32 protein-coding genes are annotated in these 22,959 nt (G+C 35.6%); 12 read left to right on the plus strand and 20 right to left on the minus strand.

What is annotated here, in order from left to right; genetic code table 11:
• Nucleotides 1–26: 26 nt before the first annotated feature.
• Nucleotides 27–302, plus strand: a complete 276-nt coding sequence (locus tag LIS78_RS17720) for a DUF4190 domain-containing protein (RefSeq protein WP_252284099.1) — start codon at nt 27–29, stop codon at nt 300–302.
• A 144-nt stretch (nt 303–446) separates the two neighbouring features.
• Here LIS78_RS17720 and LIS78_RS17725 read toward each other — a convergent pair whose 3' ends face one another.
• Both LIS78_RS17725 and LIS78_RS17730 read right to left on the minus strand, forming a co-directional pair.
• Nucleotides 447–848, minus strand: coding sequence for a hypothetical protein (locus LIS78_RS17725; RefSeq protein ID WP_252284100.1), 402 nt, complete (start codon nt 846–848; stop codon nt 447–449).
• Nucleotides 848–1,054: a helix-turn-helix transcriptional regulator gene (locus LIS78_RS17730; protein ID WP_252284101.1), complete on the minus strand. Its 207-nt coding sequence runs from the start codon at nt 1,052–1,054 to the stop codon at nt 848–850. The genes LIS78_RS17725 and LIS78_RS17730 overlap by 1 nt, the downstream gene beginning before the upstream one ends.
• A gap of 369 nt (nt 1,055–1,423) precedes the next feature.
• Here LIS78_RS17730 and LIS78_RS17735 point away from each other — a divergent pair, with 369 nt between their 5' ends.
• Complete coding sequence (locus LIS78_RS17735; protein ID WP_252284102.1) at nt 1,424–1,624, plus strand: hypothetical protein; 201 nt, start codon at nt 1,424–1,426, stop codon at nt 1,622–1,624.
• Nucleotides 1,625–1,677: 53 nt separating this feature from the next.
• Here the strand turns inward: LIS78_RS17735 and LIS78_RS17740 are convergent, their stop codons facing one another.
• Nucleotides 1,678–2,175: a hypothetical protein gene (locus LIS78_RS17740; RefSeq protein ID WP_252285354.1), complete on the minus strand. Its 498-nt coding sequence runs from the start codon at nt 2,173–2,175 to the stop codon at nt 1,678–1,680.
• A 114-nt stretch (nt 2,176–2,289) separates the two neighbouring features.
• On the opposite strand from LIS78_RS17740, the gene LIS78_RS17745 reads away from it, so the two are divergent.
• Both LIS78_RS17745 and LIS78_RS17750 read left to right on the plus strand, forming a co-directional pair.
• Complete coding sequence (locus LIS78_RS17745) at nt 2,290–2,460, plus strand: hypothetical protein (RefSeq protein WP_252284103.1); 171 nt, start codon at nt 2,290–2,292, stop codon at nt 2,458–2,460.
• A gap of 14 nt (nt 2,461–2,474) precedes the next feature.
• The gene (locus tag LIS78_RS17750) at nt 2,475–3,248 is read left to right on the plus strand and encodes a Cof-type HAD-IIB family hydrolase (protein WP_252284104.1); all 774 of its coding nucleotides are present in this window, start codon (nt 2,475–2,477) and stop codon (nt 3,246–3,248) included.
• A 26-nt stretch (nt 3,249–3,274) separates the two neighbouring features.
• Here LIS78_RS17750 and LIS78_RS17755 read toward each other — a convergent pair whose 3' ends face one another.
• Nucleotides 3,275–3,640 (minus strand): cupin domain-containing protein, encoded by a 366-nt coding sequence (locus tag LIS78_RS17755; protein WP_252284105.1) that lies wholly within the window; start codon nt 3,638–3,640, stop codon nt 3,275–3,277.
• Between the two features lie 45 nt (nt 3,641–3,685).
• Nucleotides 3,686–4,744 (minus strand): beta-carotene 15,15'-monooxygenase, encoded by a 1,059-nt coding sequence (locus tag LIS78_RS17760; protein ID WP_252284106.1) that lies wholly within the window; start codon nt 4,742–4,744, stop codon nt 3,686–3,688.
• Between the two features lie 233 nt (nt 4,745–4,977).
• Between LIS78_RS17760 and LIS78_RS17765 the strand changes: the two genes are divergently transcribed.
• A complete protein-coding gene (locus LIS78_RS17765; protein WP_209150281.1) occupies nt 4,978–5,280 on the plus strand; it encodes a hypothetical protein in 303 nt (100 codons plus the stop codon).
• A gap of 447 nt (nt 5,281–5,727) precedes the next feature.
• On the opposite strand, the gene LIS78_RS17770 is transcribed toward LIS78_RS17765, so the two are convergent.
• Nucleotides 5,728–6,054 carry an antibiotic biosynthesis monooxygenase family protein gene (locus tag LIS78_RS17770; protein ID WP_209150283.1) on the minus strand — a complete coding sequence of 109 codons (327 nt, stop codon included), beginning with the start codon at nt 6,052–6,054 and terminating at the stop codon, nt 5,728–5,730.
• Nucleotides 6,055–6,315: 261 nt separating this feature from the next.
• On the opposite strand from LIS78_RS17770, the gene LIS78_RS17775 reads away from it, so the two are divergent.
• Together LIS78_RS17775 and LIS78_RS17780 are read left to right on the plus strand one after the other, a co-directional pair.
• Nucleotides 6,316–7,104, plus strand: a complete 789-nt coding sequence (locus tag LIS78_RS17775; RefSeq protein WP_252284107.1) for a hypothetical protein — start codon at nt 6,316–6,318, stop codon at nt 7,102–7,104.
• 287 nt (nt 7,105–7,391) lie between these two features.
• Complete coding sequence (locus LIS78_RS17780; RefSeq protein ID WP_252284108.1) at nt 7,392–8,258, plus strand: alpha/beta fold hydrolase; 867 nt, start codon at nt 7,392–7,394, stop codon at nt 8,256–8,258.
• A gap of 233 nt (nt 8,259–8,491) precedes the next feature.
• On the opposite strand, the gene LIS78_RS17785 is transcribed toward LIS78_RS17780, so the two are convergent.
• From LIS78_RS17785 to LIS78_RS17825, 9 genes are all read right to left on the minus strand, one after another.
• Nucleotides 8,492–9,955: a HAMP domain-containing sensor histidine kinase gene (locus LIS78_RS17785; RefSeq protein ID WP_252284109.1), complete on the minus strand. Its 1,464-nt coding sequence runs from the start codon at nt 9,953–9,955 to the stop codon at nt 8,492–8,494.
• On the minus strand, nt 9,943–10,620 hold the full coding sequence (locus tag LIS78_RS17790; protein WP_209150291.1) for a response regulator transcription factor: 678 nt from the start codon (nt 10,618–10,620) through the stop codon (nt 9,943–9,945). Before LIS78_RS17790 ends, LIS78_RS17785 begins: the two co-directional genes overlap by 13 nt.
• Nucleotides 10,621–10,627: 7 nt before the next feature.
• Complete coding sequence (locus tag LIS78_RS17795) at nt 10,628–11,398, minus strand: ABC transporter permease (protein WP_209150293.1); 771 nt, start codon at nt 11,396–11,398, stop codon at nt 10,628–10,630.
• Between the two features lie 16 nt (nt 11,399–11,414).
• Entirely contained in the window at nt 11,415–12,242 is an 828-nt protein-coding gene (locus LIS78_RS17800; protein ID WP_195782473.1) for a DUF2705 family protein, read from the minus strand.
• Nucleotides 12,239–12,964, minus strand: coding sequence for an ABC transporter ATP-binding protein (locus LIS78_RS17805; protein ID WP_195782472.1), 726 nt, complete (start codon nt 12,962–12,964; stop codon nt 12,239–12,241). The genes LIS78_RS17800 and LIS78_RS17805 overlap by 4 nt, the downstream gene beginning before the upstream one ends.
• Before the next feature lie 63 nt (nt 12,965–13,027).
• Nucleotides 13,028–13,291: a YesK family protein gene (locus LIS78_RS17810; protein ID WP_195782471.1), complete on the minus strand. Its 264-nt coding sequence runs from the start codon at nt 13,289–13,291 to the stop codon at nt 13,028–13,030.
• A 67-nt stretch (nt 13,292–13,358) separates the two neighbouring features.
• Nucleotides 13,359–14,438, minus strand: coding sequence for a DUF4030 domain-containing protein (locus tag LIS78_RS17815; RefSeq protein WP_252284110.1), 1,080 nt, complete (start codon nt 14,436–14,438; stop codon nt 13,359–13,361).
• A complete protein-coding gene (locus tag LIS78_RS17820; protein ID WP_252284111.1) occupies nt 14,422–14,949 on the minus strand; it encodes an RNA polymerase sigma factor in 528 nt (175 codons plus the stop codon). The genes LIS78_RS17815 and LIS78_RS17820 overlap by 17 nt, the downstream gene beginning before the upstream one ends.
• A gap of 149 nt (nt 14,950–15,098) precedes the next feature.
• The gene (locus LIS78_RS17825) at nt 15,099–15,410 is read right to left on the minus strand and encodes a hypothetical protein (RefSeq protein ID WP_195782468.1); all 312 of its coding nucleotides are present in this window, start codon (nt 15,408–15,410) and stop codon (nt 15,099–15,101) included.
• A gap of 444 nt (nt 15,411–15,854) precedes the next feature.
• On the opposite strand from LIS78_RS17825, the gene LIS78_RS31470 reads away from it, so the two are divergent.
• From LIS78_RS31470 to LIS78_RS17840, 4 genes are all read left to right on the plus strand, one after another.
• Complete coding sequence (locus LIS78_RS31470) at nt 15,855–15,986, plus strand: hypothetical protein (protein ID WP_268241091.1); 132 nt, start codon at nt 15,855–15,857, stop codon at nt 15,984–15,986.
• A 426-nt stretch (nt 15,987–16,412) separates the two neighbouring features.
• Nucleotides 16,413–16,895 carry a DUF2975 domain-containing protein gene (locus LIS78_RS17830; RefSeq protein WP_209150299.1) on the plus strand — a complete coding sequence of 161 codons (483 nt, stop codon included), beginning with the start codon at nt 16,413–16,415 and terminating at the stop codon, nt 16,893–16,895.
• Between the two features lie 29 nt (nt 16,896–16,924).
• Nucleotides 16,925–17,404 carry a DUF2975 domain-containing protein gene (locus LIS78_RS17835; RefSeq protein ID WP_195782466.1) on the plus strand — a complete coding sequence of 160 codons (480 nt, stop codon included), beginning with the start codon at nt 16,925–16,927 and terminating at the stop codon, nt 17,402–17,404.
• A gap of 10 nt (nt 17,405–17,414) precedes the next feature.
• On the plus strand, nt 17,415–17,633 hold the full coding sequence (locus tag LIS78_RS17840) for a helix-turn-helix domain-containing protein (protein ID WP_195782465.1): 219 nt from the start codon (nt 17,415–17,417) through the stop codon (nt 17,631–17,633).
• 270 nt (nt 17,634–17,903) lie between these two features.
• On the opposite strand, the gene LIS78_RS17845 is transcribed toward LIS78_RS17840, so the two are convergent.
• Complete coding sequence (locus LIS78_RS17845) at nt 17,904–18,323, minus strand: GNAT family N-acetyltransferase (RefSeq protein WP_209150300.1); 420 nt, start codon at nt 18,321–18,323, stop codon at nt 17,904–17,906.
• 222 nt (nt 18,324–18,545) lie between these two features.
• On the minus strand, nt 18,546–19,388 hold the full coding sequence (locus tag LIS78_RS17850) for a LysR family transcriptional regulator (protein WP_252284112.1): 843 nt from the start codon (nt 19,386–19,388) through the stop codon (nt 18,546–18,548).
• A 117-nt stretch (nt 19,389–19,505) separates the two neighbouring features.
• Between LIS78_RS17850 and LIS78_RS17855 the strand changes: the two genes are divergently transcribed.
• Nucleotides 19,506–20,249 carry an SDR family NAD(P)-dependent oxidoreductase gene (locus tag LIS78_RS17855; protein ID WP_209150304.1) on the plus strand — a complete coding sequence of 248 codons (744 nt, stop codon included), beginning with the start codon at nt 19,506–19,508 and terminating at the stop codon, nt 20,247–20,249.
• Nucleotides 20,250–20,336: 87 nt separating this feature from the next.
• On the opposite strand, the gene LIS78_RS17860 is transcribed toward LIS78_RS17855, so the two are convergent.
• The 3 genes from LIS78_RS17860 to LIS78_RS17870 form a co-directional block, all read right to left on the minus strand.
• Complete coding sequence (locus LIS78_RS17860) at nt 20,337–21,056, minus strand: nucleotidyltransferase domain-containing protein (protein ID WP_209150306.1); 720 nt, start codon at nt 21,054–21,056, stop codon at nt 20,337–20,339.
• Between the two features lie 169 nt (nt 21,057–21,225).
• The gene (locus tag LIS78_RS17865; RefSeq protein WP_195782461.1) at nt 21,226–21,531 is read right to left on the minus strand and encodes a hypothetical protein; all 306 of its coding nucleotides are present in this window, start codon (nt 21,529–21,531) and stop codon (nt 21,226–21,228) included.
• Nucleotides 21,532–21,658: 127 nt separating this feature from the next.
• Nucleotides 21,659–22,708, minus strand: coding sequence for a LacI family DNA-binding transcriptional regulator (locus LIS78_RS17870; protein WP_013058160.1), 1,050 nt, complete (start codon nt 22,706–22,708; stop codon nt 21,659–21,661).
• Between the last annotated feature and the right edge of the window lie 251 nt (nt 22,709–22,959).

Genomic DNA, 22,959 nt, shown 5'->3' on the forward strand with positions numbered 1-22,959 from the left:
AATATAATTCATAGGGAGTGAATATGTTGGAAACTAATACAAAACCTCAAATAAACACCAACTCTATTGTTTCTCTAACTCTAGGTGTCCTGTCCATTTTTATTCCAATCATCGGGTTTGTTACAGGTATTATTGGAATTATCCTCTACAAAAAAGCATCAAATCAAATAGCTGCTACCAATCAAGGCGGTAAAGGGCTCGCTATCGCCGGGCTGATTTGCAGTATAGTAGGCGTGATTTCTCAGCTGTTTTTTGTATTGGGGATTATTACGTTTGTGTTTGCGGGGACGACTGTAGACTAAAATGACTTACTTTTTATCACAAATGGCGAAAAGAAACGTACGAAGATAATGATCTTACATAAGGTTATTAGTATTTCTACGTTAGTTGCATACTACTAGCTTTAAAAAGCCTAGAAACATAGTGTTTCTAGGCTTTTTGACTGTTTATCTATATCGTCTAGCAGAAAAGAATTGAACGATTGGAAAGATAACCAATGCCAGACATAAAGCTGCAAATAAAGAGATATTTCCAAAATCATTTTTTCTTACAAAAATAATACGATCTAAAATCCAAAGGAGGAAAAGACCTATAGTTAAGATATGATAGCTTCTTTTAGCACTCAAAGTAGCAATTTTCTTACCCATCTCGTCTTTTTGAATTTCTCGATCAAATCCCCACGTAGCAAGTTGACATAAAGTAGTGATAACCAAGACTATTGCTATAACTCCCGTTACACCTAACCTCACTCCATCTTTAAAATCTGTTATATAAATTGTATACAATGCAAAAGCACAGCTTAGCAAAATAATGGCAGCCCATACATAATTGTTTTTTACATTTTTCATTATGAATTCCCCCTGTTTTTGTATAAAAATAATTCTTCTACACTAACCTCCAAATTATCTGCTAACTGAAATGCTAGCTCTAAGCTTGGATCGTACTTATTATTCTCAATCGCATTAATCGTTTGTCTTGACACATTGCAAGCAATAGCCAGCGCTTCTTGAGACAGCTTTTTAAATTTCCTTAGTTCTTTAATCCGATTATCCATTCATCCCAAACCACCCTTAAACTGTAAAACATGTTTTACATTTATAGTTTATGGTAATATTTTCATTATGTCAAATATATTTTACAAAAACAGTTATTTTTGTGTGCGTGGAGTTCATTTTTAGAGTGCGTAAGATATGTTCTAGAAGTAAAATAAGCGCTGATAAATGAATGCCAGCGCTTGCTTTGCTCGTCCTTATGGATTGAATAATTTATCATTCATTTTCTAACTTTCTTATAAACTTTATATTTTTTATAAAAAGTCAGTTAAAGATATAGATTACATATAAGTTTTATCATTTTTATAATTAATTGGATAATAAGTTATATTGTTACAAATATAAATTATGAATTGAAAGTTAGGATACATATGGGCTTATTAATAATTACTGTTATTATCACGTTATCTGTCATTTTAGATTACTTCATTTTTGACCATGATGATAAGCATTGGGGCTGGCTAAAAAAAGCTTCTAAACCAGTTAGAAGAAGTGTTATTGGCTGTTACTTGCTTATGTCATTTGTTATTTATGTTGGTTTAAGCCTTCCATATATCAAACCTTTTTTATAAATATCAGTCTGGTTAGCCTATAACTCTTATCCAAAAGTTACAGGCTAACCCACTCACTTAACCACCACTACAAATTGTTTATCTTCAAACTTAAACATTTCCCCTAATTCATAGATATACTTCTTTTTGTCCAATTTATAATGTTTTCCAAAATAAAGCGTTTTTAAGTTAATAATCATATTTAAATTGAGATCTTTTTCTTTGGTTTCATCTCCGTCTAAGCAAGAATATAATTCAATGTGACAACCCTCTATCAGCTGTTTTTCAATAAAAGCAAAAAGCTCTCTTATGGATTTAGGGTGCACATCGCAAGATAATTCGTAGATATATGGCAAGGTAAATGCATGCTTAATGTCGCTGTACCCGTCAGTTAAGCGATTGATACTAATACCGTACGCATCTTCTTCTTTCTCGTAGATTGTAATTAGCTTATCTTTCTTTTGATTTTGATCAAACGAAGCAACCTTGGATAAAGGCACCAGCGTTTCTTTTGTGCCAAAACTTCCTGTAGGCAATTCATAAGGAGAACCTATATAGTGATGTATCGTCATATTCGTCACTTCTCTTTCTCTTTGCTTATGTAAAATACTATTATTCTATCGCTCTCACTAAGGTTACATACAAATACAAGGAAAATATGTATAATAAAACCAGGAGGTGACAACATGAAGAAACTACTGCCTATTCTATTTTTAGCCGCTCTTTATTTGTATGACTCTTCATACAATCATACTGCTTTTTTACATAAACCGGTTGTTTCTGTGATTTTATACGTGGCAGCGATTTTAGCCTGTGCGCTATTGCTTATAAATGTAAAAAGAGATAAAGCTGTTTAAACAAGGAGATTACTATGAGCTATAAAATTGTATTCTTTGACGTGGACGGAACCCTTACGCACCACGAAAACGGGACTATTTCCGCTAAAACCCGAGAGATTATAAAATGTTTAAAGCACAAAGGATTAAAAATCGTAGCCGCTACTGGAAGGCCTTTATCTCTATGTGAAGAAGTTAAAGAATTAGGTATAGATACGCTCATTACCGCAAACGGAGCGTTTACTGTACATAATGAAAAAGTCATTCACAAGCTGTCCATGGATAAGCACGTTGCGCGCGAAGTCTTTGAATACGCAGCAACAGAAAATCACGGCCTTTCATTTTATACAAAAGAGCTCAGCATGAACGGGATTAAAGATGATAATATTTTAAAAGCACTGAAAGAAACATTATCGCTCAGTGATTATCCTCAAATTAATGAGCGTATTTATGACGAAGATATTTATTTAATGTGCTTATACGCTGATGACAAAACCGCCGAGCAGTATGCACAGCAATTTCCACATTTAATGTTTAAAAGATGGCATCCTTTTATAGTAAGTGTTCTTCAAAAAGAAATCACAAAGTCGGGAGCCATCCTGAAGGTCTTAAACTATTTTAACATCCATCAATCCGAGGCTATCGCATTCGGAGACGGAGAAAATGACATCGATATGTTAGAGTTAGCCGGCCTTGGAATTGCAATGGGCAACGGATCTGATAAGTTAAAAAGCGCCGCTGATTTTGTCACGAAGAAATCGAGTGAAGACGGGATTGAGTTTGCTCTCAAAAAATTCAGCATTTTATAAGAAAGCCGCACGCTTGGACAACTTATCTAAGCGTGCTTTTTTCTCTCCATAAATGTTTCAGGATGTAGCTCCTCCGATTGAATGACAATGGCAGTCATACCTTCTTCACTTCCCGACGTATGCCACTCTCCTTTTTCCCACAGTGCTGCTTCTCCACGTTTAATCGAAATTCGTTTTTGGTCCTCTCCTGTTACCCATCCTTCACCTTCGACAACGATAAATAGCTGGGGTATAGGAGCTTGATGATGCCCTACCGTTCCTTCTCCGTCTATATACATATAGCCAATGGTAGCTGCTTCATTTGTTTGTGCCATTTTTACGTAAGTGGCTAAATGCGACTGATATTTTTCTACTTTATTGCCATGTTCTTTACTGAATTTATAAATTTTCAATGTGCATGACCTCTTTGTTCGTTAATTTTGAATTCAATCCATCGATTACATACTTTGTTTATTTTTCTCCAAACGCTCTTTGACTATTTTTTTAAACGCATGAGGATCATCTACGCGAATGGCGACCTGCTGGTATTTCTTTTTGATTCCCATAAAAAGTGTTGCTTCAATTGGAGACTTTAATGTTAGTAAAAGATCAGGATAAACTTTTTCAAAATCGCGTGCGATAAATTCAATCGTGGTGTTAGGTATTTTTTGCTGGAGGATGTGAGTGTCTTCTACTATTTCTTCAATATCTTTAAAAGAGATTTCCATACGCTTAGCTAAACCAAACGAAATGTATATGCGATCATCTTCCACTCGTAAAGGGTTAAGCCTTAATGCTTGAATATCTCCTATGAAGAAAACAGTGCTATAAATATTAAGGATCAGTAAAACGATTGAAAGAGTCATAGACGTATTGTGCAGCAGCCAATGAAGCCCTAATGTTTCAATGACAATCGCATGAATAATCATAATTTGAAACGTAATAAAACTTGAGCGTTTATACAGAGTAAAGGTGTTGGCTTCAGCACTCGGCTTCTTCTTCCACGTTCCAAACGCGTAGTAAAACATTAGCATTTCTGAACACAGTATGTGTATAAAAATTTGTTTGGGGAATCTTTCGTTTAGAGCACGCGAAAAAGAAAATAAAAGCGGCAAAGAACTTGATTTGACTCTTTTAAAAATAGGCGGTACGTTTTTAACCAGCATAAACAGCAGTGAAAGTTCGAATAGAATGAGTACCCCTTCTATTCCAACACCTAGCCACATAACCGACTGAAAAGAAGCCAAGTATTCACTCGGAATGATAAAACGCGCAGCAATAAGGCCTGTGGCCATTAATACAATAAAATATTTTACGCTGAACTTACGCTGCCAAGCTAAAAACAACAGCGGAGCCACAAGGCTTAAATCTACAATAGAGCCTACTACTACTCCGTTGAGATCATCTGGCAAAGACTGAAGACCAAAAGAAGAGTGGTACAACACGTAATTTGAACTTATTACTAACAGCAGTAAAAAAAGAGCGACAAGTGACACTGTTTTTTTATGAAGAACCAAACAACCCACCTCACTTTTAGTTGGTGAAACATAATAATTCCTTTTACTTCCATTTTACCAGTGGAGTTGATTTAAGTCACTTTGTAACGCGGCATTGTGTTATAAAATCATTTTATATTAACCATTCTTTTATACAAATAATTTACAATGTAAAAAGAGTTTGACATTTTTGGAACTGATGCTACAACAATAAATGTAAAATACTTTTTACATTTATAATAAGGAGGAGTAAAATGGATTGGGTTAAAATTGTGTATTCATTCATCCTGTTAGTTTGCGGAATTTTGATTTTTGTTTCATCATCTTCTCGAAAGGGGGATGAAAGAAGGAAATTTATCAGCACGAAGGCTCAATCATATGCATTTGTGGTAGTTATAGGTATGCTAATTTTAGAAGTTGTAGAGTCAATTTATCGGACTTTTCAAGGGAAAAGTTCTTATGGTGGCAATGGTATTTCACCGCTAATATTTCTGACGATGATTTCAGTTGTATATTTGGTAACGTTTCTCACGTACAGAAAAAAATACGGTGATTAAATGAAAAATCCTAGTATGAAATTACGAAGTTTAGCTAATTTTTCCCGATGAAACGATAAATATAGCCTCCCTTTATAATTACAACCTTTGAATGACATACGACAGTAAATGAGCTTGTTATAAGGGCTTTTATTAAAAAGGAATAACTAGACCTCCTACTGAGGTTTTTTTTATGCACTCCTAAACATTTGTTTTAATATTAAACTTAAAATAAAACATCTCCCGTAACTAGAGTCAGGAGATGATATTATAAACGTTGAGTCCATTAGCGTTTTCTTACTTTCTATTCTGTTTCTCAAGTAATTCAATGAATCTATCATTTTGTTTGACAATCGTTCTTAGCTTTGCTTCTAACGAACACAAAGGGATAAAAACGGCTATAAATCCTATAACGCCATAAAACATAACGGCTTCTCCCCTTTTTTAAAGCAATCAACCATATACGCCTTACATCTCAAAAAAGCTATGTCTCTCCACTTTACAAACCCGAAGCGAAAACTTTTGATACCATTCTGTTTTCCCTTTGTGCTGTGCTGCGCGATGGGCTGAGTTTTCTTTCCATATTTTGATTGATTCTAAGGAATCCCAGTATGAAACGGTAATGCCTAAGTCTTGATCTCTGGCACTTTCTATTCCTAAAAAGCCTTTTTGTTTAGATGCAAGCTCTACCATTTTGTCTGCCATTATTCCATAACCCTTCTCACCTTCCGTTCTTTCAGAAGCAAAAATAACGGCATAATAAGGCGGTTCGGGGGTTTTAGCGATTCCAGCCATATTGATTTCCTCCTTTAGAAGTCAAATTAATAGTAAAAAAGTATAAGTGCATGGTTATTTGTTTGTTTTTTCTTTTAACACTATTTTTATAAATTCCATTATAATACTTTTTTTAGTTTATCTACACGAAATGTAACATTTAATAGTATATAAAGATAAATATTCCATTTATGTGATATAGTCTTTTATATGCAAGTAATAAACAAATAGAAATGAAGTTTCAACATGAGGAACATAAGCAAGGTAACAACAGGGACCATTATGATAGCTTTGGCGCTTGGATTAATGGGGTGCAGTCCCACGCGTTCAAGCAATGAAAGCATAGATGGAAGTGAGGCAAAAAAAGAGCTAGCCATAGAGCTGAAATTCCTGCAAAACGAGTCCGAACGCTTAATCAACAAAGACGGAAAGATAGAAGATAAAACGTTTCAAAGCTATAAAAATGATTTTAACTTGCTGTCTGCGTCTATTAATAGTACGTCAAAAGTAAAAACACAAAGTGATAGCGAGCTAAAAGAAAGCATAGCGCACTTAGCAAAAGACGTAGATACTTTAACAGAAAAAGAGTATGTAAAATCCTATAAAAAATTTAATTCAAGTAAGACTATCTATGAAGTTACGCTCATGAACAATATGCATGATATTATAGATGCAACAAAAGATTGGGATGAAGACCATAACGAGTTGGCCTTATTTGATAATAAACATATGCGTTCTTCTAAAGCACAAATAAAAAAAGATATGGGACCTGCGATTGATCATATTAACACCCTATCTAAATATAAAATAGAGCTTATGCAAGATGAAATCCAAAAACATCGTGACAGTTATACAAAACTGCAGCTCGAACAATTAAAAAAAGCCACTCATAATTTTGATTTGTCTTTAGACAACCAAATTAAATCTATTCAAGCTTATGAACCTATAGGTGAAGATTATAGTGTAAGTAGAGACTTTAGCTATAAAGCATCTGAAAAGTATACCAATGCCTGTGTGTACATTACCGACTTTGAATCTAATTTAGGAATTGCAAAAGCCGGTGATTTTTAAAAAAGCTCTCTAAAAGTACTTTTAGAGAGCTTTTTTGCTGTATTCATTACAAACGCGAGTTCTTTATTTCTAACGTTCTATAAATATTTGCTTCTCATGAGCCAGATAAACGTCGCGTATACCTTAGGAATATCGGGGTTATATTTCATAAATAATAACCAAAATAAGGGTTTTAAAAGAGCTTTATAGCTCATTTATCGCGTAAAGAAACCTTATTATTTGATACATCAACTAATAAAGAGTAAAGTTTTTCTATAATAAAGATTAAAAGCGAAAGGATGAGTAAGATGTTTAAAGACGGTTATGTGAAAGTGAATGATGTAAACCTTCATTACGTAACAAAAGGTGAAGGCGAGCTTATGCTATTTTTACACGGATTCCCTTACTTTTGGTATACGTGGCACCATCAGTTAGAAGAGTTTTCTAAAGATTATCGCGTGGTAGCTGTAGATATGCGAGGCTATAACTTATCAGATAAGCCAGAAGAAATTTCTTCTTACAGCATGCCCCTTCTAATGGAAGATGTAAAACAGTTAATTGAAGCATTTGGTGAAAAAGAGTGTGTGTTAGTGGCACATGATTGGGGCGGTGCTGTTGCATGGGCATTTGCTTATACATATCCCCAGTATGTCAAAAAATTAGTGATGTTTGATGCACCGCATCCTTACACATTTATAAGAGAGCTTGCTGAAAATCCTGCTCAACGAGAAGCAAGCAGCTATATGAGCTTTTTCCAACAGCCAAATTCTCAAGATGAGTTACTAGCGAATAATAGTGAAAAACTAAGAAAAATGCTGACGGAGCCCGGCATTAAAAAAGGCTATTTAACAAAAGAAGAAGAAGCTAAATATGTAGAGGCGTGGAACCAGCCTAATGCGATGAAATCCATGCTTAACTACTACCGTGCGTCTTCTCTTTATCCATTTGAAGAGCGCGTTCATAAACCTGTGGTACTGCCGCATAAAGTGTTCCAATCTCCAACTTTAATTGTGTGGGGAAATGCGGATGAAGCTTTTGAAAACAGTAATTTAGACGGCATTGAAGAGTACGTTCCAAACGTAACGATTCATCGCTTAGACGGTGTAGGACATGCTCCTCAACATGAGCAGCCAGAAAAAGTGAACGGATTTATGAGAGAGTTTTTAAGCAAATAAACTAGAGAAAGACTGCAGAATACGGTATACAGCCGCTTTGCAGTCTTTTTTATGAATGGTAAAAGCTAATCCAATCTTTTTTTACATTATTGGTTTATTTTTCAATGTTTTAACAGGTGTACACCGGGTATAAATTTCACTGTACAGATGCAGTCCCCCCAAAGGAACATGTACATTTCTTTCTTACTTACCCTTTTTGGAGCTCTCTTTTTGGAGGGTTCTTTTTTACGGTTTTATTCTTTCCCTATCGGAAGAACAATCTTAAACAGTGCTCCTCCCGTCTCCTTATTATCGGCTGTGATGCTTCCTCCATGGTTTTTCACAATGGAATGAGCAATATAAAGACCTAGCCCTAAGTTTCCGTGGCCGCTTGTTCTCGACGCATCTTCTCTGTAAAACTTTTTAAACAGCTGCTCTTTGTTCGATAACGTAAATCCAGGACCCGTATCATGTATTTCAAAGATTACTTCATTATGATAAATCATGGTATTCCAAGCTATCTCCCCTCGTTCAGGCGTGTACCGAATACAGTTTGTAATGATATTATCTAATACTTGAGAAATGCGCTGAGGATCTCCGTAAAATTGGGTTGACGCTTCTGTTTCACTAATTGAAGATACAAATGCAATTTCTTTTTTTTGACATAAAAGCTGAAATTCGTTTGCTTTTTCATGAACAAATGTGTTGATATCAATGGGCTCACTCTTTACGGTAAAGCCCGGATTTTCTATAACAGATACTTCTTGCAGCTGATTTAATAGTTGAATAGAACGCTGTGTATTTATGTAGATGGTATGTAAATATCTATCGAGCCTCTCTGGATCCTTTTTGCTTCCTTCTACTAAAATCTCCGTATGACCATGGATAATCGTAAGAGGCGTTCTTAAATCATGCGCAATCGCAGCGGTCATATCTTTGCGGTCTTCTTCTAGCTGCCACTGTTTAGATAGCGATTGCTTTAATTCTTTTCTCATTTCTTCAAAGGCATGCAGCAGCTGACTTAATTCTTTGGCGTCTTGAGTTACAGACAGCGAAAAATCCAAATTATTATGCTGAATGTTTTTTGCAGCGGTCATCAGCTCATTAAAAGGTCGTTCAATTTTTTTACTAAATCTTCTTCCAAATAAATAAGCAAACAAGTAAAAGTAAAGAAACGGACTGGCTAACGATAAAAACGTTACAAGCACAACCATCCATTTAATATTTGGGTTAGTAGAAGCCATATTTAATTGATATCTTAATGCAATGGCTCCATTTACTTCGTCTTTTGAATTAAAAAGCGGATAGACTTTTATAATATATTTACCTGCATGGATATTCGTATTGACCTGAGAATAAAAATCACGTTTGCTCTTAATATATGAAGTGGACATGGAGCCATACACGATTTGTCCTTCTTTATTTATAATTTGATAATCCATTCCTTCTAGCGGAACAACAGATTCTACTTGGCTTTTGGCACTTTTAGAAAGAAGCGCATCTTCCTTTTCGTTCACAAACTGGATAATTTCCGGAATTTTCTTTTCGTAATAATTGGCGGGATTCAGTGCTCCGGGCATAAAAAACCAGTTCACTGTGATGACAATTCCCCACGTTAAAAGCGTAGCGAGCAAGCTATATAGCAAAATCAAATGAAAAGATAAAACAAACTGAGCCTTTAACGTTGCTCGGTGCATCCATTTTTTTATTTTACCCATTTGTAGCCAATGCCCCAAACGGTCGAGATATAAGGTGTTTCGTCATATTTTAATAGTTTTGCTCTAATTTTTTTCACGTGTTCTGTAATAGTAGACGAATCTCCTTCCGCGTCGTAGCCCCAAACTTTTTCATACAGCTGCTCACGTGTAAAAACCTGTCCTGGATGAAGAGCTAAAAAATGAAGAATCTCAAATTCTCTCGAAGTAAACGGAATCACTTCATTGTTATGTAAAATTTGATAGCCATTTAAATCAATGGTTAACTCTCCAAAATGAAGCCTGTTATAGGAGTTACTGCTAATTCTCTGTTCTCGGCGCAGATGGGCATAAATCCGGGCTTTTAGTTCCTTCATGCTAAAAGGTTTAACTAAATAATCATCTCCACCCACTAATAGTCCTTTTACCCGGTCCTGCTCCGTTTGTTTGGCGCTTAAAAAGATAATGGGGCATGATATGCTTTTTCGGATCAGTTCACAAAGAGCAAAGCCGTCCATGCCTGGCATCATTACGTCCAGCACAATTAAGTCTGGATTTATTTTTAACTTTTTTAGCGCTTCCTGCCCTTCGTAAGCGAACAGCACCTCATATCCTTCATCCTGCAGCGCATCTTTCATAAATGAAATAATGTCTTTTTCGTCGTCTACTAGTAAAATTGTTTGCTTCATCTCCAGCTCACCCTACCCATTCTTTCTTTTTCCATACGAATAGGTTTATTATAAGGCTAATGAGTAAAATTGGAAATAATAGGTTTACTAAAAATTCAGAGTTTGAACTGCTCAATTCATGAAAAACAGAATCAGTTACGGAGAAAAAGAAGCTTAGTTTATCCGAAACATAAACACTTCCAATTAAAGCACCAATGGTTGCCACGTAAGATAAAATAGAGTTAGGCATTAGAATACTCATGATGCTGGCGATACTAATTACCGCTATAAAGATACAAAAACAAATGCCGTAAAATTTTAGCGAATATAGTAACGCCCCTAAAGTCCCTAGCGTATGTCCGCCTAAAAACGTTGTTTCATTCACGTGAGGCATAGCTACTTTTCCAAGGCACGTCCCCACTACCCAAGTAATACAAAGAATAAAAAAAACTAGCAAACATTGAACGGTCCATTTCACAAAAAACAGCTTCAAACGATGATGCGGTCGAATTAATACCATGCGCAAAGCTCCCGACGTGTACTCGCCGTTAAAACTATCTGCAACAAACATAGGAATGACAATAAACGTAATAACAAACGACAGCTCTCGAAGAAATAAAGGTGCGGAATTTAAAGAATCAATTTTTACGTCATGGTCTGCATCAAAAAAAGAAATACCTCCCATTTGAAATAAAAAGAGCCAAATAACAGCAAGTAACCCTGCGTACACGGCTAATACAGCCGCTGTCTTTTTTCGTTTAAACGTTCGCTCTAATTCACTGATAAAAAGTCCTGTCATAATTTCTTCTCTCCTTTTATAGAAATGATTCTTTTTTTCGAATAGCTAAATACGTTAAACCGCTAAAGAATAGAACATAAAACCCTAAAACGCCGAAATTCCAGCCTACAAACTGCGGTTTTTCTGCCATCATGACTGTGATCCCCTGCCATTGAATCATCGGTACGGAAGTAAAAAACAGCTGTCCAAAGAGCTCTTCACTCATCCACTGCTTAAACCCTGTTAATAAAGTCGGATACGAAAGCGAGATTAGTATAAAAGCAACACCAATTCCAACAGCCGTAGTAGCCGTTTTGCTGATGACAGAGATAAAAAACAGCACACAGCATATCGCAACAGTCGTTAAATAGGCATATCCATAGAATGAAAGATTATATAGCAGCGCTTCTTTTATGTTGAAAGCATGACTGTGATAAAACACAAAGTAGGTTTGCGGATGTTCAAACATCAGAAAGCCTATCGCATAGCTCATGCAGAAATACGTAATAAAAAACAGTAAATTAAACAGCAGAATCACTGCGGCTTTCGCTATGATGATTTCTTTAAACGAATACGATCGTATCATAACCATTCGCAGCTGTCCCGATCTGTACTCTCCGGTAACAACGAGCGTAATAAAAACTAAGAACATCGCATTAAAAACGGTAAATAACATTTCGGCTAAGCTTAGTACAGGAAAGTTTCCCGCAAACGTATACTGTGGTAAATCGACTGTAACTGTTCCATTTTGTTTTTGGAGATAAGAAGAAGCAACTAACAGCACCACCGGCACTAATAGAAAGGTCAGCCACGCCACTTTTCTTTTCCAGAGTCTTTCCCACTCCGCTACTAACAGCTCCTTCATTGTGACACCAGCTCTACAAACGCATCTTCAAGATTTTTACCGGATGCTAACTGATCCAAAGCCCCGTCCCACATTAACTCTCCTTCTCTCATCACGACAATTTGATCACATACTCGCTGTAATTCATCCAGCAAATGACTAGAAATCAGAATCGTTTTGTTATAGTCGCGTTTTAAGGTAAAAAGCAGCTCGCGGAGTTCACGTACGCCCATTGGATCTAAGCCGTTGGCCGGCTCATCTAGTATCAACAAGTCCGGGTTACCTAAGAGCGCTTGGGCAATTCCAAGTCTTTGCTTCATCCCAAGAGAATACGTTCGAACTTTATCGTTTTCTCTGCCCGTTAACCCCACGATATCAAGCACTTCTTTTACTCTTTGTTGCCTTTCTTGTTTTGTGTGAAATGAATGCAGGCGAGCTAAATTCGTTAGATTTTCTTTTCCCGTCATATAAGGAAAAAAGATGGGCGACTCTACAATTGCGCCAACGCTTTGCATCGCTTCTTTTCTTTGTGAAAGAATATGTTTATTATTAATAAAAACTTCTCCCGAGGTTGGTTTAATCAACCCCGTCAGCAAACGAATCAAAGTCGTTTTACCAGCTCCGTTTGGTCCTAACAGTCCGCATATTTCCCCTTCGTTAATTTGAAACGATACTTCTTTCACTAAGTGACGACGTCTTACTTTTTTTGAAACGCTTCTTACATCTAAAATGATATTTTTCATATTAAATCCCCCCTACACGTAGTATAGGAGGGATTTATAAAGAATTTATAAAGTTTATAAAAATTATCGTACAGGCTTTTTAGCTACGATATAGGATACCACTGCAAATAAAAGCAAAAATACAGATAAAAACAAATAGCCAGCACCTTCAAAGCCTCTTACCTCTACATAACCAATGTAAAAAAGAACAGCGGCAGCAATAACGGTTAGCATTGAAGGAATCATTCTAATGACCTTGTTCCATTTCATCTCTCTGAACAGCCAAGTTACAAGAAGTACAAGTACACCAGGCAGCAGTGCAATCAATAAAGGGGCGCCTATCATCATAATCTATCAACCTTTCAAGATATCTGTTATTGATTAACATATACAGAAAAATATTTAAGTGCTGTGTTTAATTTAGTTTTTTCTTCCCTTTTCCGTAAATCACAACTTTGTAAGGATCATCTTTCACTTTATTTTTCATTTCTTTTGTTTTAAGAAATTCATCGATAATTCCTTTAAGTTCATCAGCAAATTTCTTATTATCTTCCGAAATGCTTAATGAAGTGTAAATAAATACTTGTGGTTCGGGATGAACAGAATAGCCTACCATCTTTACATGATACTTCTCTTTCCCTAATAAATCTTCTCCCACATCTGTAACAATATTTCCCCATCGATTGTCTTGATCACGTTTCTTAAGGTTTATTTTCTTTATTTTTATTGAAGTATTCTCTGTCTTATTTTCAGCCAGGACAGCATGAATAACGGCTTTTATTTCTTTCACTCTCGTTTCTGTATTAGGAATTTCCAGCTCTACCCTTAGCAGAGAATGAAAACTAACGTTAGCTACTAAAAAGTCATAATGATGCTTCTCTAACTCTGTAGAAATATCAGTTTGAATCTTTTCAATTCTTTTCTCTTGCTCACTCGGTTCTGTATAGACATACGGCTCCATTCTTTCAATCTTGAAAGTGTAGGCATCATATTGCCTTTTGGACAAAATGTTGGTTGCAATATCAGTTATGTCTCCTCGTACCTTATTAAAATACTTCTCCGACCCTTCTACCGATACAACTAATTCTTTTTTTCCTCCATAATAGGTCTGCCCCACACTAGCCGTTTTATATCCCTTTTTCTCAAGTTCTTGATACAATACATCGGCTACAGGCTTTTGCTTAAAAAGCTGTCCTAAATACGGGATTTTAGCAGCCATTTGTGCCATTGCTGGAGAAACAAAAGCTGAACTAATGAATGCACCGCTCAAAAGAAAAAGGGCAATACCACAATATACAACATTTTTTAAAAGAAGATTTTGTTTTATAGAAAATAGATTTTTTTTAGACCTTACAGGTTGTGAAGATTCTAATTGATCAATTGTTTCTAAAAGTCTTTGTTTATGCTCTTGCTTCCTTTTTGGTTCCCAAATCAAATCCTCATTCAATTTTTCTAGTGAATTGTCATCTATATAAGAATTAAACGGTTTCTTCATATACATACCCATCCTTTACTAACTGCTTTCTTAAAGCAGGAATTGCCCTGAACTGCGCTGATTTCACTTTACTTTCCGACCATCCTAAAATCGCAGCTGTATCTTTCACGGAAAAACCTTGAACTTTACGCAGTAAAATAACTTTACGATGTGAATCTTTGAGCTTTCCTAATGCTTGATACAGTTCTAGAGAAGTTTCTTTAAGCTCAATCATTTCTTGAGGTAAACGAGCATGATCCTTTTTCGAAAGAAGAAAGTCTTTTAAAAGACTAGTAGGCTTTTGTTTTCTAAAATAATCAATCGTTACATTATGAGCAATACGAAATAACCAAGTCTTTTCACTAGCGTTTTGCTGAAATAAATCATAGGAAAGATAGGCTTTTACGAATGTTTCATGGGTCAAATCTTCAGCTTGCTGATAATCTTTTACGAGCATCAAAATAAATTTTAATAAGGCGTCACTATGTTCGTCATACCAACGCTCAATCTCTTCTTTTTTCGTATTTTCCAATGTCCTGACCATCCTTTTAACTAATATTCGTTACTTAGACGTAATCTAGAAAAAAAAGTTGTGGTTTTTATTTACAAAAATAAAAAAGCTCTCCTAATTAAGAAAGCTTTTACTATTGCAATCTATGAAATTTTTAGTTAATCAAAGGCTTACGGCTCAGAAATCCCATTCGCAATCGCTAATAAAAACATCAAGCCAGAAAGCAAAACAAAAAAGATACTGTTTGCTATAATGCTAAACCACACAACGCTCGGTTTTTTGGTTTGGACTCCTAAAACTAATGCCACAATAAAGCCAACGTCTATCGCGAAAAACAGCCCCAGCGGAATAGTTAAGTCACCGGTTTCACTTGGGAAAATTGAATTTTGAGGAAACAGCCAATTTGCAAAAAATACAACAAACGCAGCCGCCATCAAAATAACTGTCAGTAAAAATGGCTTATTTTCCTTTGGAATACTCATTTCAAATACCTCCTAACCAAAGAAAATAATACCATATATTATTAAATAGAAATATACAAATTCCATAGTCTCAACATCAAAAAGAAAAAAGGACATAGATTTTTATTAAAGGGTTCTTTTCTGAGGTGCAAAATTTAATTTCATAATGCATTTTTAGCGTGAATTCACACATGAATTCACGTTTTTTATTTGCTTGGTATTACTTCTATATTTGCTATTTCCCCTTAAATTCAAGCAGGAATTCGCATAAAAATTCTCGAATATGGAAATAATCATTTGAATTTAACCGTGAATTATTTAGTGAATTTTGGAGGATAAACGGATATGGAGTTTATTACCCCTAAGAAAACTCAAGGATGAAAAGTTAACTGGATAGTCTCTGAACACACTAGAGCAATCGTTGAATACTATACTCAATACACTGAATATAGCGAAGATGAAGTTGTGGATACATTCTTAAATAATCTGCTCAAAGACGAAGATTTTATGGAATGGATTCAAAAGAAGCGTTTTAACAAGCGAATTACAGACCAACTCTTAATCAATGCTGAGGAGGAAGAAGAACAGCTTGTCTAAAGTGAAAAGACTTGCTATCAAGGAAGATAATGTACTCAATAAGCTTTAACTATCCTTCGTATTTTCTACAACTATTGTTGGTCGTAAAATTCATGGGATAAAGTGAAGGCTACACCAACTCAAAGATTTGGGATTGCCAATAAACAATTTACGATGAAGGATATTATTTATTTTAAGTAGGTTCTGATATCTTTCGTTGTTGATTTACTTTATTAAACTGTTTGGAAGTTTTGTTGAACAAGTTGTAAATTTAACATTTTAAAGTAAGGGCATTTCTTTGTAATGAGAAATGTTTTTTATTTTGTTTAAAATTAAAAGGATATTTCAATAACAACAATAATATAATAAAAAACGATAACATTTTATTGTAAAACGATAAATTATATGTTAAATTCTTATTATTATTAAATAAGTGAGGTGTTTTTTATGAATGTTAAACCAGGTTCTACCACTTTCTTAAAGATAATAATTTTTCTGATTGGAATTGCAGTGCTTGCCGCATGTATATTTTTGTTGCCTGAAGCAGCCAGAAGAGATGCTATAGAGCGTCCTGGTGATTATTCGTTATATCCACTTTTGGTATGTATATATGGAATATGTATTACGTTTTCTTTGGCGTGGTATCAAATTTTTAAACTTTTAACCTATATCGAAAAGAATAATGCTTTCTCTGAGTTATCTCTTCAATCTTTGAAGGTAATAAAAAAATGCACTTTTACTGTCATTTTCTTTATTTTGTTAGCAATAGTTTATTTAAGAGTCCATGCTCAATTCACAGGTGATGATGCAGCAGGTCCAATATCTCTAGGTCTAATGGGCATCTTGGCAACAAGTATCATCGCAGCCATTGTGGACGTGTTTCAAAAACCTATAAAGAATGTCATGGATTCACAGCCAAAAAACAATTAACATTTCGAAATATAGGAGAGGTGTTTTTTATGAAGATAGCAACCACATTATTTTTGAAGATAGCAGTTATTCTCATTGGAATTCTGGTTCTCACTTTGTGCATATTTCTAGTTCCTGAACTGGCAGATGCGGTAGCGGATTTCTTAGGTATTCATTCCATAAAATATATCATTTTCATCCTTTTATATGGAGGAACATTACCTTTTTACTTCGCCCTTTATCAAGCTGTTAAACTGTTGAGTTATATTGACAAGAACATTGCTTTCTCTGAATTATCTGTTCGAATTTTAATGGGAATCAAATACTGCGCCATTTGTATCTGTAGTTTGCATGTCTTAGGTTTGCCCGTCTATTATCTCGTGGCAGATAAAGACGATGCCCCAGGTCTCATATTTGTTGGAATGGTCATTCCTTTTGCTTCGTTGGTTATCGCAGTTTTTGCTGCTGTTCTCCAAAGGCTTTTGCAAGAAGCGATTAACATAAAATCAGAAAATGATTTGACGGTCTGAGGTGGAGGATATGGCAATTATTATTAATATTGATGTGATGTTAGCAAAACGAAAAATGAGCGTAACGGAGCTTTCAGAGAGGGTTGGAATTACTATGGCGAATCTTTCCATCCTGAAAAATGGGAAAGCAAAAGCGGTTCGTTTTTCAACATTAGAAGCGATATGTAAGACTTTGGATTGTCAGCCAGGTGATATTTTGGAGTACAAAAGCGACGACGACAATCAATAATAAAAGACAACAAATTTCTTCAACCATGAGGATTAGGTAGTGAAATTAAAATGAAGGGGCAGCTTAATTGCTGTCCCTTCTCAGCTTTTATTGATTTATTTAAATAGAGAATTCCATTGAGAATTATATTAATATTGGTGACAAAAAGTGTGAGGTGATTTGCAATGTTTGCACCTCAAAAGGGAACACGTTAGATTTTTCTACGTCCTCTTTATTATTCATTTGGTACATACTCTAAAATGTCCCTTGGTTTACAATCTAACACATAACTTATTCTAAATATTCTTCCTCTAAAGCAGGTTTTAAATAACGAGCCATGCCGGTTTTCATTTTCCGAAATCCTGCTTTTCTATAAAACTCTTCATTACCCGCTGTGGAAACAAGATGAACGCATGAAATATCATTAAGCTGAGCAAGCAGGTTTTCTATAATTTGCTGTCCAATTCCTTGATTCTGAAAATGCTTGTCAACCACAACATCATAGATAGCAGCATTAAACACACCGTCTGAAAGAGCTCTGCCGAACCCTACTATTTTATTTTCATCATAAGCAACCGCTACTACATTGCTTGATTGAAATATTTTTTTGATTTTGTTTTTATCATGGTTCTTCCACCCTACAGATCGGTAAATTTCTTTCATTCTCGACCACTCAACATTTTCTATAGAATTTGAAAAGGAAACCTTCATAGAATCTACTCCTTTTGTTTTTATATAAACTATTTCGGCCTCCAAGATACAAGTCCCTGGCATATCATCCATTTATCTTTCAAATCATGACGAGTATTCTGCTATAAAAAACATATATTCAATATATCAAAGTAGATTTTAAAAGGAGTAACATTTAATCACAATGTAGACAAAAATAAAAGTTCAAATCATATAGATTTGAACTTAAGATAAAAACTTGATTTATAGACTCTCTAAAAAATGAATAAACTTTTTAAGACTTTGAGAGCGCTGCTTCCCTTTCTTTACTACAAAATCAATATGAACGTCTTCTGAAAGCTCTTGATATTGAATGCTCTTCATGTCACCACGAGATTTTACTACACTAGTGGGGACTACACTCATTCCAAGTCCATCACGGACGCCTTGTAAAATAGCTTCTAATGAATCAAATTCCATGATGTTGGCTTTATGTAGATGATGTTCTTTTGAAAACTCTAATAGTCTGTTTCTATAGATGCAGTTTACATCACTATTGATGAGTAGCGTTGGTTGGTCTTTTTCTTCTGGAGCTTCATATAGAGGTGAGATAAGCACCATTTTTTCTGCATAGTGATACACCGTTTCAAACTGAGCCTCGTTATAGGTACCGCTAAGAAAAAGTCCATCAATTTCTCCGTACGAAAGCATTTCTCGCAAGACTTGTTTTCTATCTGTTTTTATTTTAACTTCAATATTTCGATGTTCTTTCAGAAAAGATGAAAATAAAGAAGGAATTTTAATAGCTGAGACGGTCTGCGAGGCACCAATGATCAAGAATCTTTTAAACTTATTCGGATTAACTTCTGCTTTAGCTTCCTCCATTAAACGTAAAATACGCTGGGTGTAGCTAAACAAAGCTTCCCCTTCATTTGTTAACGTGACTCCTCGATTCGTACGTATCAATAATTTGGTGCCTAATTCTTCCTCTAGATTTTTAATCCGCTGGCTGATATGCGGTTGAACATATCCTAATACCTCCGCAGCTTTTGATAGTGATTTTGTTTCTGCCACACATTTGAAAATTCGTAAGTCTTGGCTTTCCAATTTCAATTCCCCCGTTGATATCATTTTAAATGATACCTCTCTTAGTATTACCTATTATATCCTTTTTCTGATCGAAGATATAATAAAAGATGTTAAGAGAAAGGAAGGTTTATAGAAGTGAACAATTTTAAAAATAAAGTATTTATTATTACGGGCGGCGGCACTGGTATAGGCAAAGCAACGGCTTTAAAGTTAGCAGATAGAGAGGCAAAACTTGTGATAAACTACAGTTCCTCAGAAACAGAAGCGAAAAAAGTTGTGGAGGAGATTGCTGAAAAAGGAGGCATTGCGTTTGCTTTTAAAGCGAACGTAGCCAGTGAGCACGAAGTTAATAATATGATTGATCAAACCATTGCACAATTCGGACGGTTAGATGGATTAGTGAATAACGCTAGTATTACAGCTCAAATCCCCATGAATGACTTAGAGTCTGCAACTGATGACGTATGGGACTCTTTATATGATGTAAACGTAAAAGGCATGTTTCACTGTGTAAAAGCAGCCGTTCCACATATAAAAAAGCAAAAGTCAGGGGCGATTGTTAATGTAGGAAGCGTTGCGGGTACAACTGGAATCGGCTCGTCTATTCCCTATGCAGCAACAAAAGCAGCAATTCATACGATGACGAAATCGTTAGCGATCGCACTGGCACCCCATATTCGAGTAAACTGCATTTCTCCCGGTGCAGTCGACACAGGATGGTGGTCTGGCAACGAAGATAAAATGTATCAGCTTGCAGGAAATCTACCTCTTCAGCGCATTTCTTCCCCCGAAGATATCGCAGATGCTATTCTGTTTCAGTTAAAGCAAGAGTCCGTGACGGGCCAAGTGTTTACGATTGATAACGGACAAACTCTTTAAGCATATATGAATATTCCTAAAAAACAAACCCCGCTACTAGCAAGAAATAGTAGTGGGGTTATAACAAGCTCTATGCTACTGATTTTATCATTCTTTCCCCAAGGAAAACCCTTCAAACAGCCGGCCTCCATGTGGTGCTAACACTTTATCGACTAGTTGAATCACTTTATCTTTACTCCCTGTTTTATAAAAGGTATCGAATGCCTCCACAAACTCTTTACTAAAGTTTTTATTATAGTCATTCAAAGATCGTACAATCCATTTAGAATCCCCGATCCAATGACCGTTTGTTCTTAAAACAAATTCGTGCGTTATGTAAGCGAGCGTGTTAGCAATAAAAAGCGCTTCACTTTCATTTGACGAACCAATTAAATCATCTAAGGCATCGCTTATAAAATACCTTTTTAATCTAATCGTCTCTTCCGGCCATTTTTCCGGACCTTTTTCAAGTAAGTGTTTTGCTTCTTTTTTTATAGACTGAACAATCCCATTATCCACTAAAATAATTCCCTCGGAAATCATTCTCGGTAGTGACGGTCTAGCCCTCTTACAGTCGCTTTTAAAAAAGGCTTGGTATGAAGTCAGATTATGAGCAAAAACTTCAATTGCCCATCCAAATTCAATGAGTGACTCCCTAAAAGAAGAGGTGAAATTCTCATCAAAAATAACAAGATCAAGGTCGGACGTGCGCGTAGCTTCTCCTCTCACCACGCTTCCAGCGAGTAATGCACCTTGACAGTTAGGGTAATGTTTAAAAATGAATTGTGTAGCTGCTTGCAGCGGTTCTAACCTTTTTAGCTCTTTCATCGTATTCCTCCAGAAAATGATATATATTCCTTTTCTGGTTAGAACGCGGAAATTCCTTTAAAAAATAGATTTGAATAAATATGTGATTTATAAGAAATTTCAGAATTCAATTCACATTAAAATGTACACATGGTTTATGATAATGAACAGCAGTTTTATGGCTGACAACTTAACTAGTTATCGGAGAAGGTTTTATTTCTTTAATTGTTTTGACGATAAACACAGGGACAGGCAGAAGGCTGAGTTTTCCTAATGAAGTAATGATGCGAATGTACTTCATTTCACCTTCCACATCAATTTCATCTCCAATATTCCAGCATTCCATTGATTTTTGACTAAGAACAGGAATGATTTTCAGCACATCGCCATCAAACTGGATGTTATCTTTCACCTCTAAAAAAGAAAGGTGATCCATCCTTTTATAGTGATGCTTTGGATATGTTCTTTTTTTGAATACCGTTCCCGTAATCCTCACTAAAGTCACCTTCTATTTTTTATCAAATTATCAATTCCGCTTTGCTGTAAACAAGAGAAGACAAAGATGATAGTCTCTCTTGTTTACTTCTCAGCAAAAAACATCATAGCATAGCATTTAAACAGCACTAGTTAATTTTCTTAGCTGAGCCTTCAAGCTGGATAAAATTTTTCACTGTAGATTTACTTCCGCAAGACTCGCGTACGATTAGTTCATCTTTTAATACAAACTTTTTTTGTTCTAACGCTTTTCCGCTCATTAACCCAAGCAATAATTCCATCGCTTTTTTTCCAATTTCATATTTAGGCTGTTCAATCGTTGTAATATGAGGTTCAATGATATCCGACATTTTTGAGTTATCAAACCCTACTACAGCTATATCTTCAGGCACTTTTAAACCGCTGTCTTTTGCCGCTTTTATCGCTCCTATCGCCATTTCATCGTTAAAAACAAATACAGAAGTTGGTCGTTGCTCTAACGATAATAGCCTGATCATTTGATGATAACCGGACTCTAAGCTAAAATCTCCTTCTTGAATAAAAGCGGAATCCACGGGTAAATCGTGACTAATCATCGCCTGGCGGTACCCTTTTAACCGGTCACGGCTTAAGATAACATTCATAGGGCCCGTGATGTGCGCGATTTTCGTATGCCCAAGGCTTATTAAATGCTCCGTTATTTTTCGCGCGCCGCTAATATTATCAATAGATACGGTAGAGATATCTAAGCCATCTATATACTCGCACGCAAGAACCGTAGGGAACTGTCTGGAGACTTGTTCAATTCTGTCTTTATCCATGCGGGCTGTTAGAAGGATCATGCCGTCCGCTTGCTTTTGGAATAATAAATCAACAAACTCTCCTTCTCGCTCAATGTCATTTTCTGTATCTCCTAAAATCACTCGGTAGCCGCTTTTAATGGCCGTATGCTGAATTCCTTTAAGAACTTCAGAAAAAAACGGGTGGGTAATATCAGGAACAACTACTAAAATGGTTTTTGTTTCTTTTTTTCTGAACTGTCTTGCGATGATATGGGGCTGATAATTTAATTCTTCAATGGCTTTTAAAACTTTTTCCTGCGTTTCTTTGCTTACTAGGTGGGGCTGACTAAGAACTCGCGAGACAGTAGCTGGAGCTACATTAGCTAGTTTGGCCACATCACTCATTTTAACTGACATACGTTCACTCACCTTTATCTGTAGTAATTAACATTTTATAATAAAAAGTTCTATCCGCTTTGCATCTATCTTTATTATACATTACTAGCATAATAAAGCCTCTCTTTATCATCATGATGGAGGCCGAATAGAACAATTAAGACTATTTTAAACTAGCTATGCCCACAAGTTCTGATCTTCTTTCAAGCATAAACCATGAAAAGTGATGCAAAACATATCTTTTTATGCTTCGCATCACTTCAGTCAATCAC

The organism is Priestia megaterium (assembly GCF_023824195.1).
GTDB classification, from domain to species: Bacteria; Bacillota; Bacilli; order Bacillales; family Bacillaceae_H; genus Priestia; species Priestia megaterium_D.

Bases quoted from the DNA above. Each gene is read 5' to 3' on its own strand.
- LIS78_RS17790 (WP_209150291.1), bottom strand. From the start codon at position 10,620: ATGAAGCAAACAATTTTACTAGTAGACGACGAAAAAGACATTATTTCA.
- LIS78_RS17745 (WP_252284103.1), top strand. From the start codon at position 2,290: ATGAAGAAACTACTGCCTATTCTATTTTTAGCCGCTCTTTATTTGTAT.
- LIS78_RS17770 (WP_209150283.1), bottom strand. From the start codon at position 6,054: ATGGCTGGAATCGCTAAAACCCCCGAACCGCCTTATTATGCCGTTATT.
- LIS78_RS17800 (WP_195782473.1), bottom strand. From the start codon at position 12,242: ATGAAGGAGCTGTTAGTAGCGGAGTGGGAAAGACTCTGGAAAAGAAAA.
- LIS78_RS17780 (WP_252284108.1), top strand. From the start codon at position 7,392: ATGTTTAAAGACGGTTATGTGAAAGTGAATGATGTAAACCTTCATTAC.
- LIS78_RS17815 (WP_252284110.1), bottom strand. From the start codon at position 14,438: ATGAAGAAACCGTTTAATTCTTATATAGATGACAATTCACTAGAAAAA.
- LIS78_RS17835 (WP_195782466.1), top strand. From the start codon at position 16,925: ATGAAGATAGCAACCACATTATTTTTGAAGATAGCAGTTATTCTCATT.
- LIS78_RS17840 (WP_195782465.1), top strand. From the start codon at position 17,415: ATGGCAATTATTATTAATATTGATGTGATGTTAGCAAAACGAAAAATG.
- LIS78_RS17785 (WP_252284109.1), bottom strand. From the start codon at position 9,955: ATGGGTAAAATAAAAAAATGGATGCACCGAGCAACGTTAAAGGCTCAG.
- LIS78_RS17795 (WP_209150293.1), bottom strand. From the start codon at position 11,398: ATGACAGGACTTTTTATCAGTGAATTAGAGCGAACGTTTAAACGAAAA.
- LIS78_RS17775 (WP_252284107.1), top strand. From the start codon at position 6,316: ATGATAGCTTTGGCGCTTGGATTAATGGGGTGCAGTCCCACGCGTTCA.
- LIS78_RS17725 (WP_252284100.1), bottom strand. From the start codon at position 848: ATGAAAAATGTAAAAAACAATTATGTATGGGCTGCCATTATTTTGCTA.
- LIS78_RS17750 (WP_252284104.1), top strand. From the start codon at position 2,475: ATGAGCTATAAAATTGTATTCTTTGACGTGGACGGAACCCTTACGCAC.
- LIS78_RS17730 (WP_252284101.1), bottom strand. From the start codon at position 1,054: ATGGATAATCGGATTAAAGAACTAAGGAAATTTAAAAAGCTGTCTCAA.
- LIS78_RS17735 (WP_252284102.1), top strand. From the start codon at position 1,424: ATGGGCTTATTAATAATTACTGTTATTATCACGTTATCTGTCATTTTA.
- LIS78_RS17860 (WP_209150306.1), bottom strand. From the start codon at position 21,056: ATGAAAGAGCTAAAAAGGTTAGAACCGCTGCAAGCAGCTACACAATTC.
- LIS78_RS17765 (WP_209150281.1), top strand. From the start codon at position 4,978: ATGGATTGGGTTAAAATTGTGTATTCATTCATCCTGTTAGTTTGCGGA.
- LIS78_RS17845 (WP_209150300.1), bottom strand. From the start codon at position 18,323: ATGAAGGTTTCCTTTTCAAATTCTATAGAAAATGTTGAGTGGTCGAGA.
- LIS78_RS17805 (WP_195782472.1), bottom strand. From the start codon at position 12,964: ATGAAAAATATCATTTTAGATGTAAGAAGCGTTTCAAAAAAAGTAAGA.
- LIS78_RS17740 (WP_252285354.1), bottom strand. From the start codon at position 2,175: ATGACGATACATCACTATATAGGTTCTCCTTATGAATTGCCTACAGGA.
- LIS78_RS17830 (WP_209150299.1), top strand. From the start codon at position 16,413: ATGAATGTTAAACCAGGTTCTACCACTTTCTTAAAGATAATAATTTTT.
- LIS78_RS17810 (WP_195782471.1), bottom strand. From the start codon at position 13,291: ATGATGATAGGCGCCCCTTTATTGATTGCACTGCTGCCTGGTGTACTT.
- LIS78_RS17825 (WP_195782468.1), bottom strand. From the start codon at position 15,410: ATGAGTATTCCAAAGGAAAATAAGCCATTTTTACTGACAGTTATTTTG.
- LIS78_RS17870 (WP_013058160.1), bottom strand. From the start codon at position 22,708: ATGTCAGTTAAAATGAGTGATGTGGCCAAACTAGCTAATGTAGCTCCA.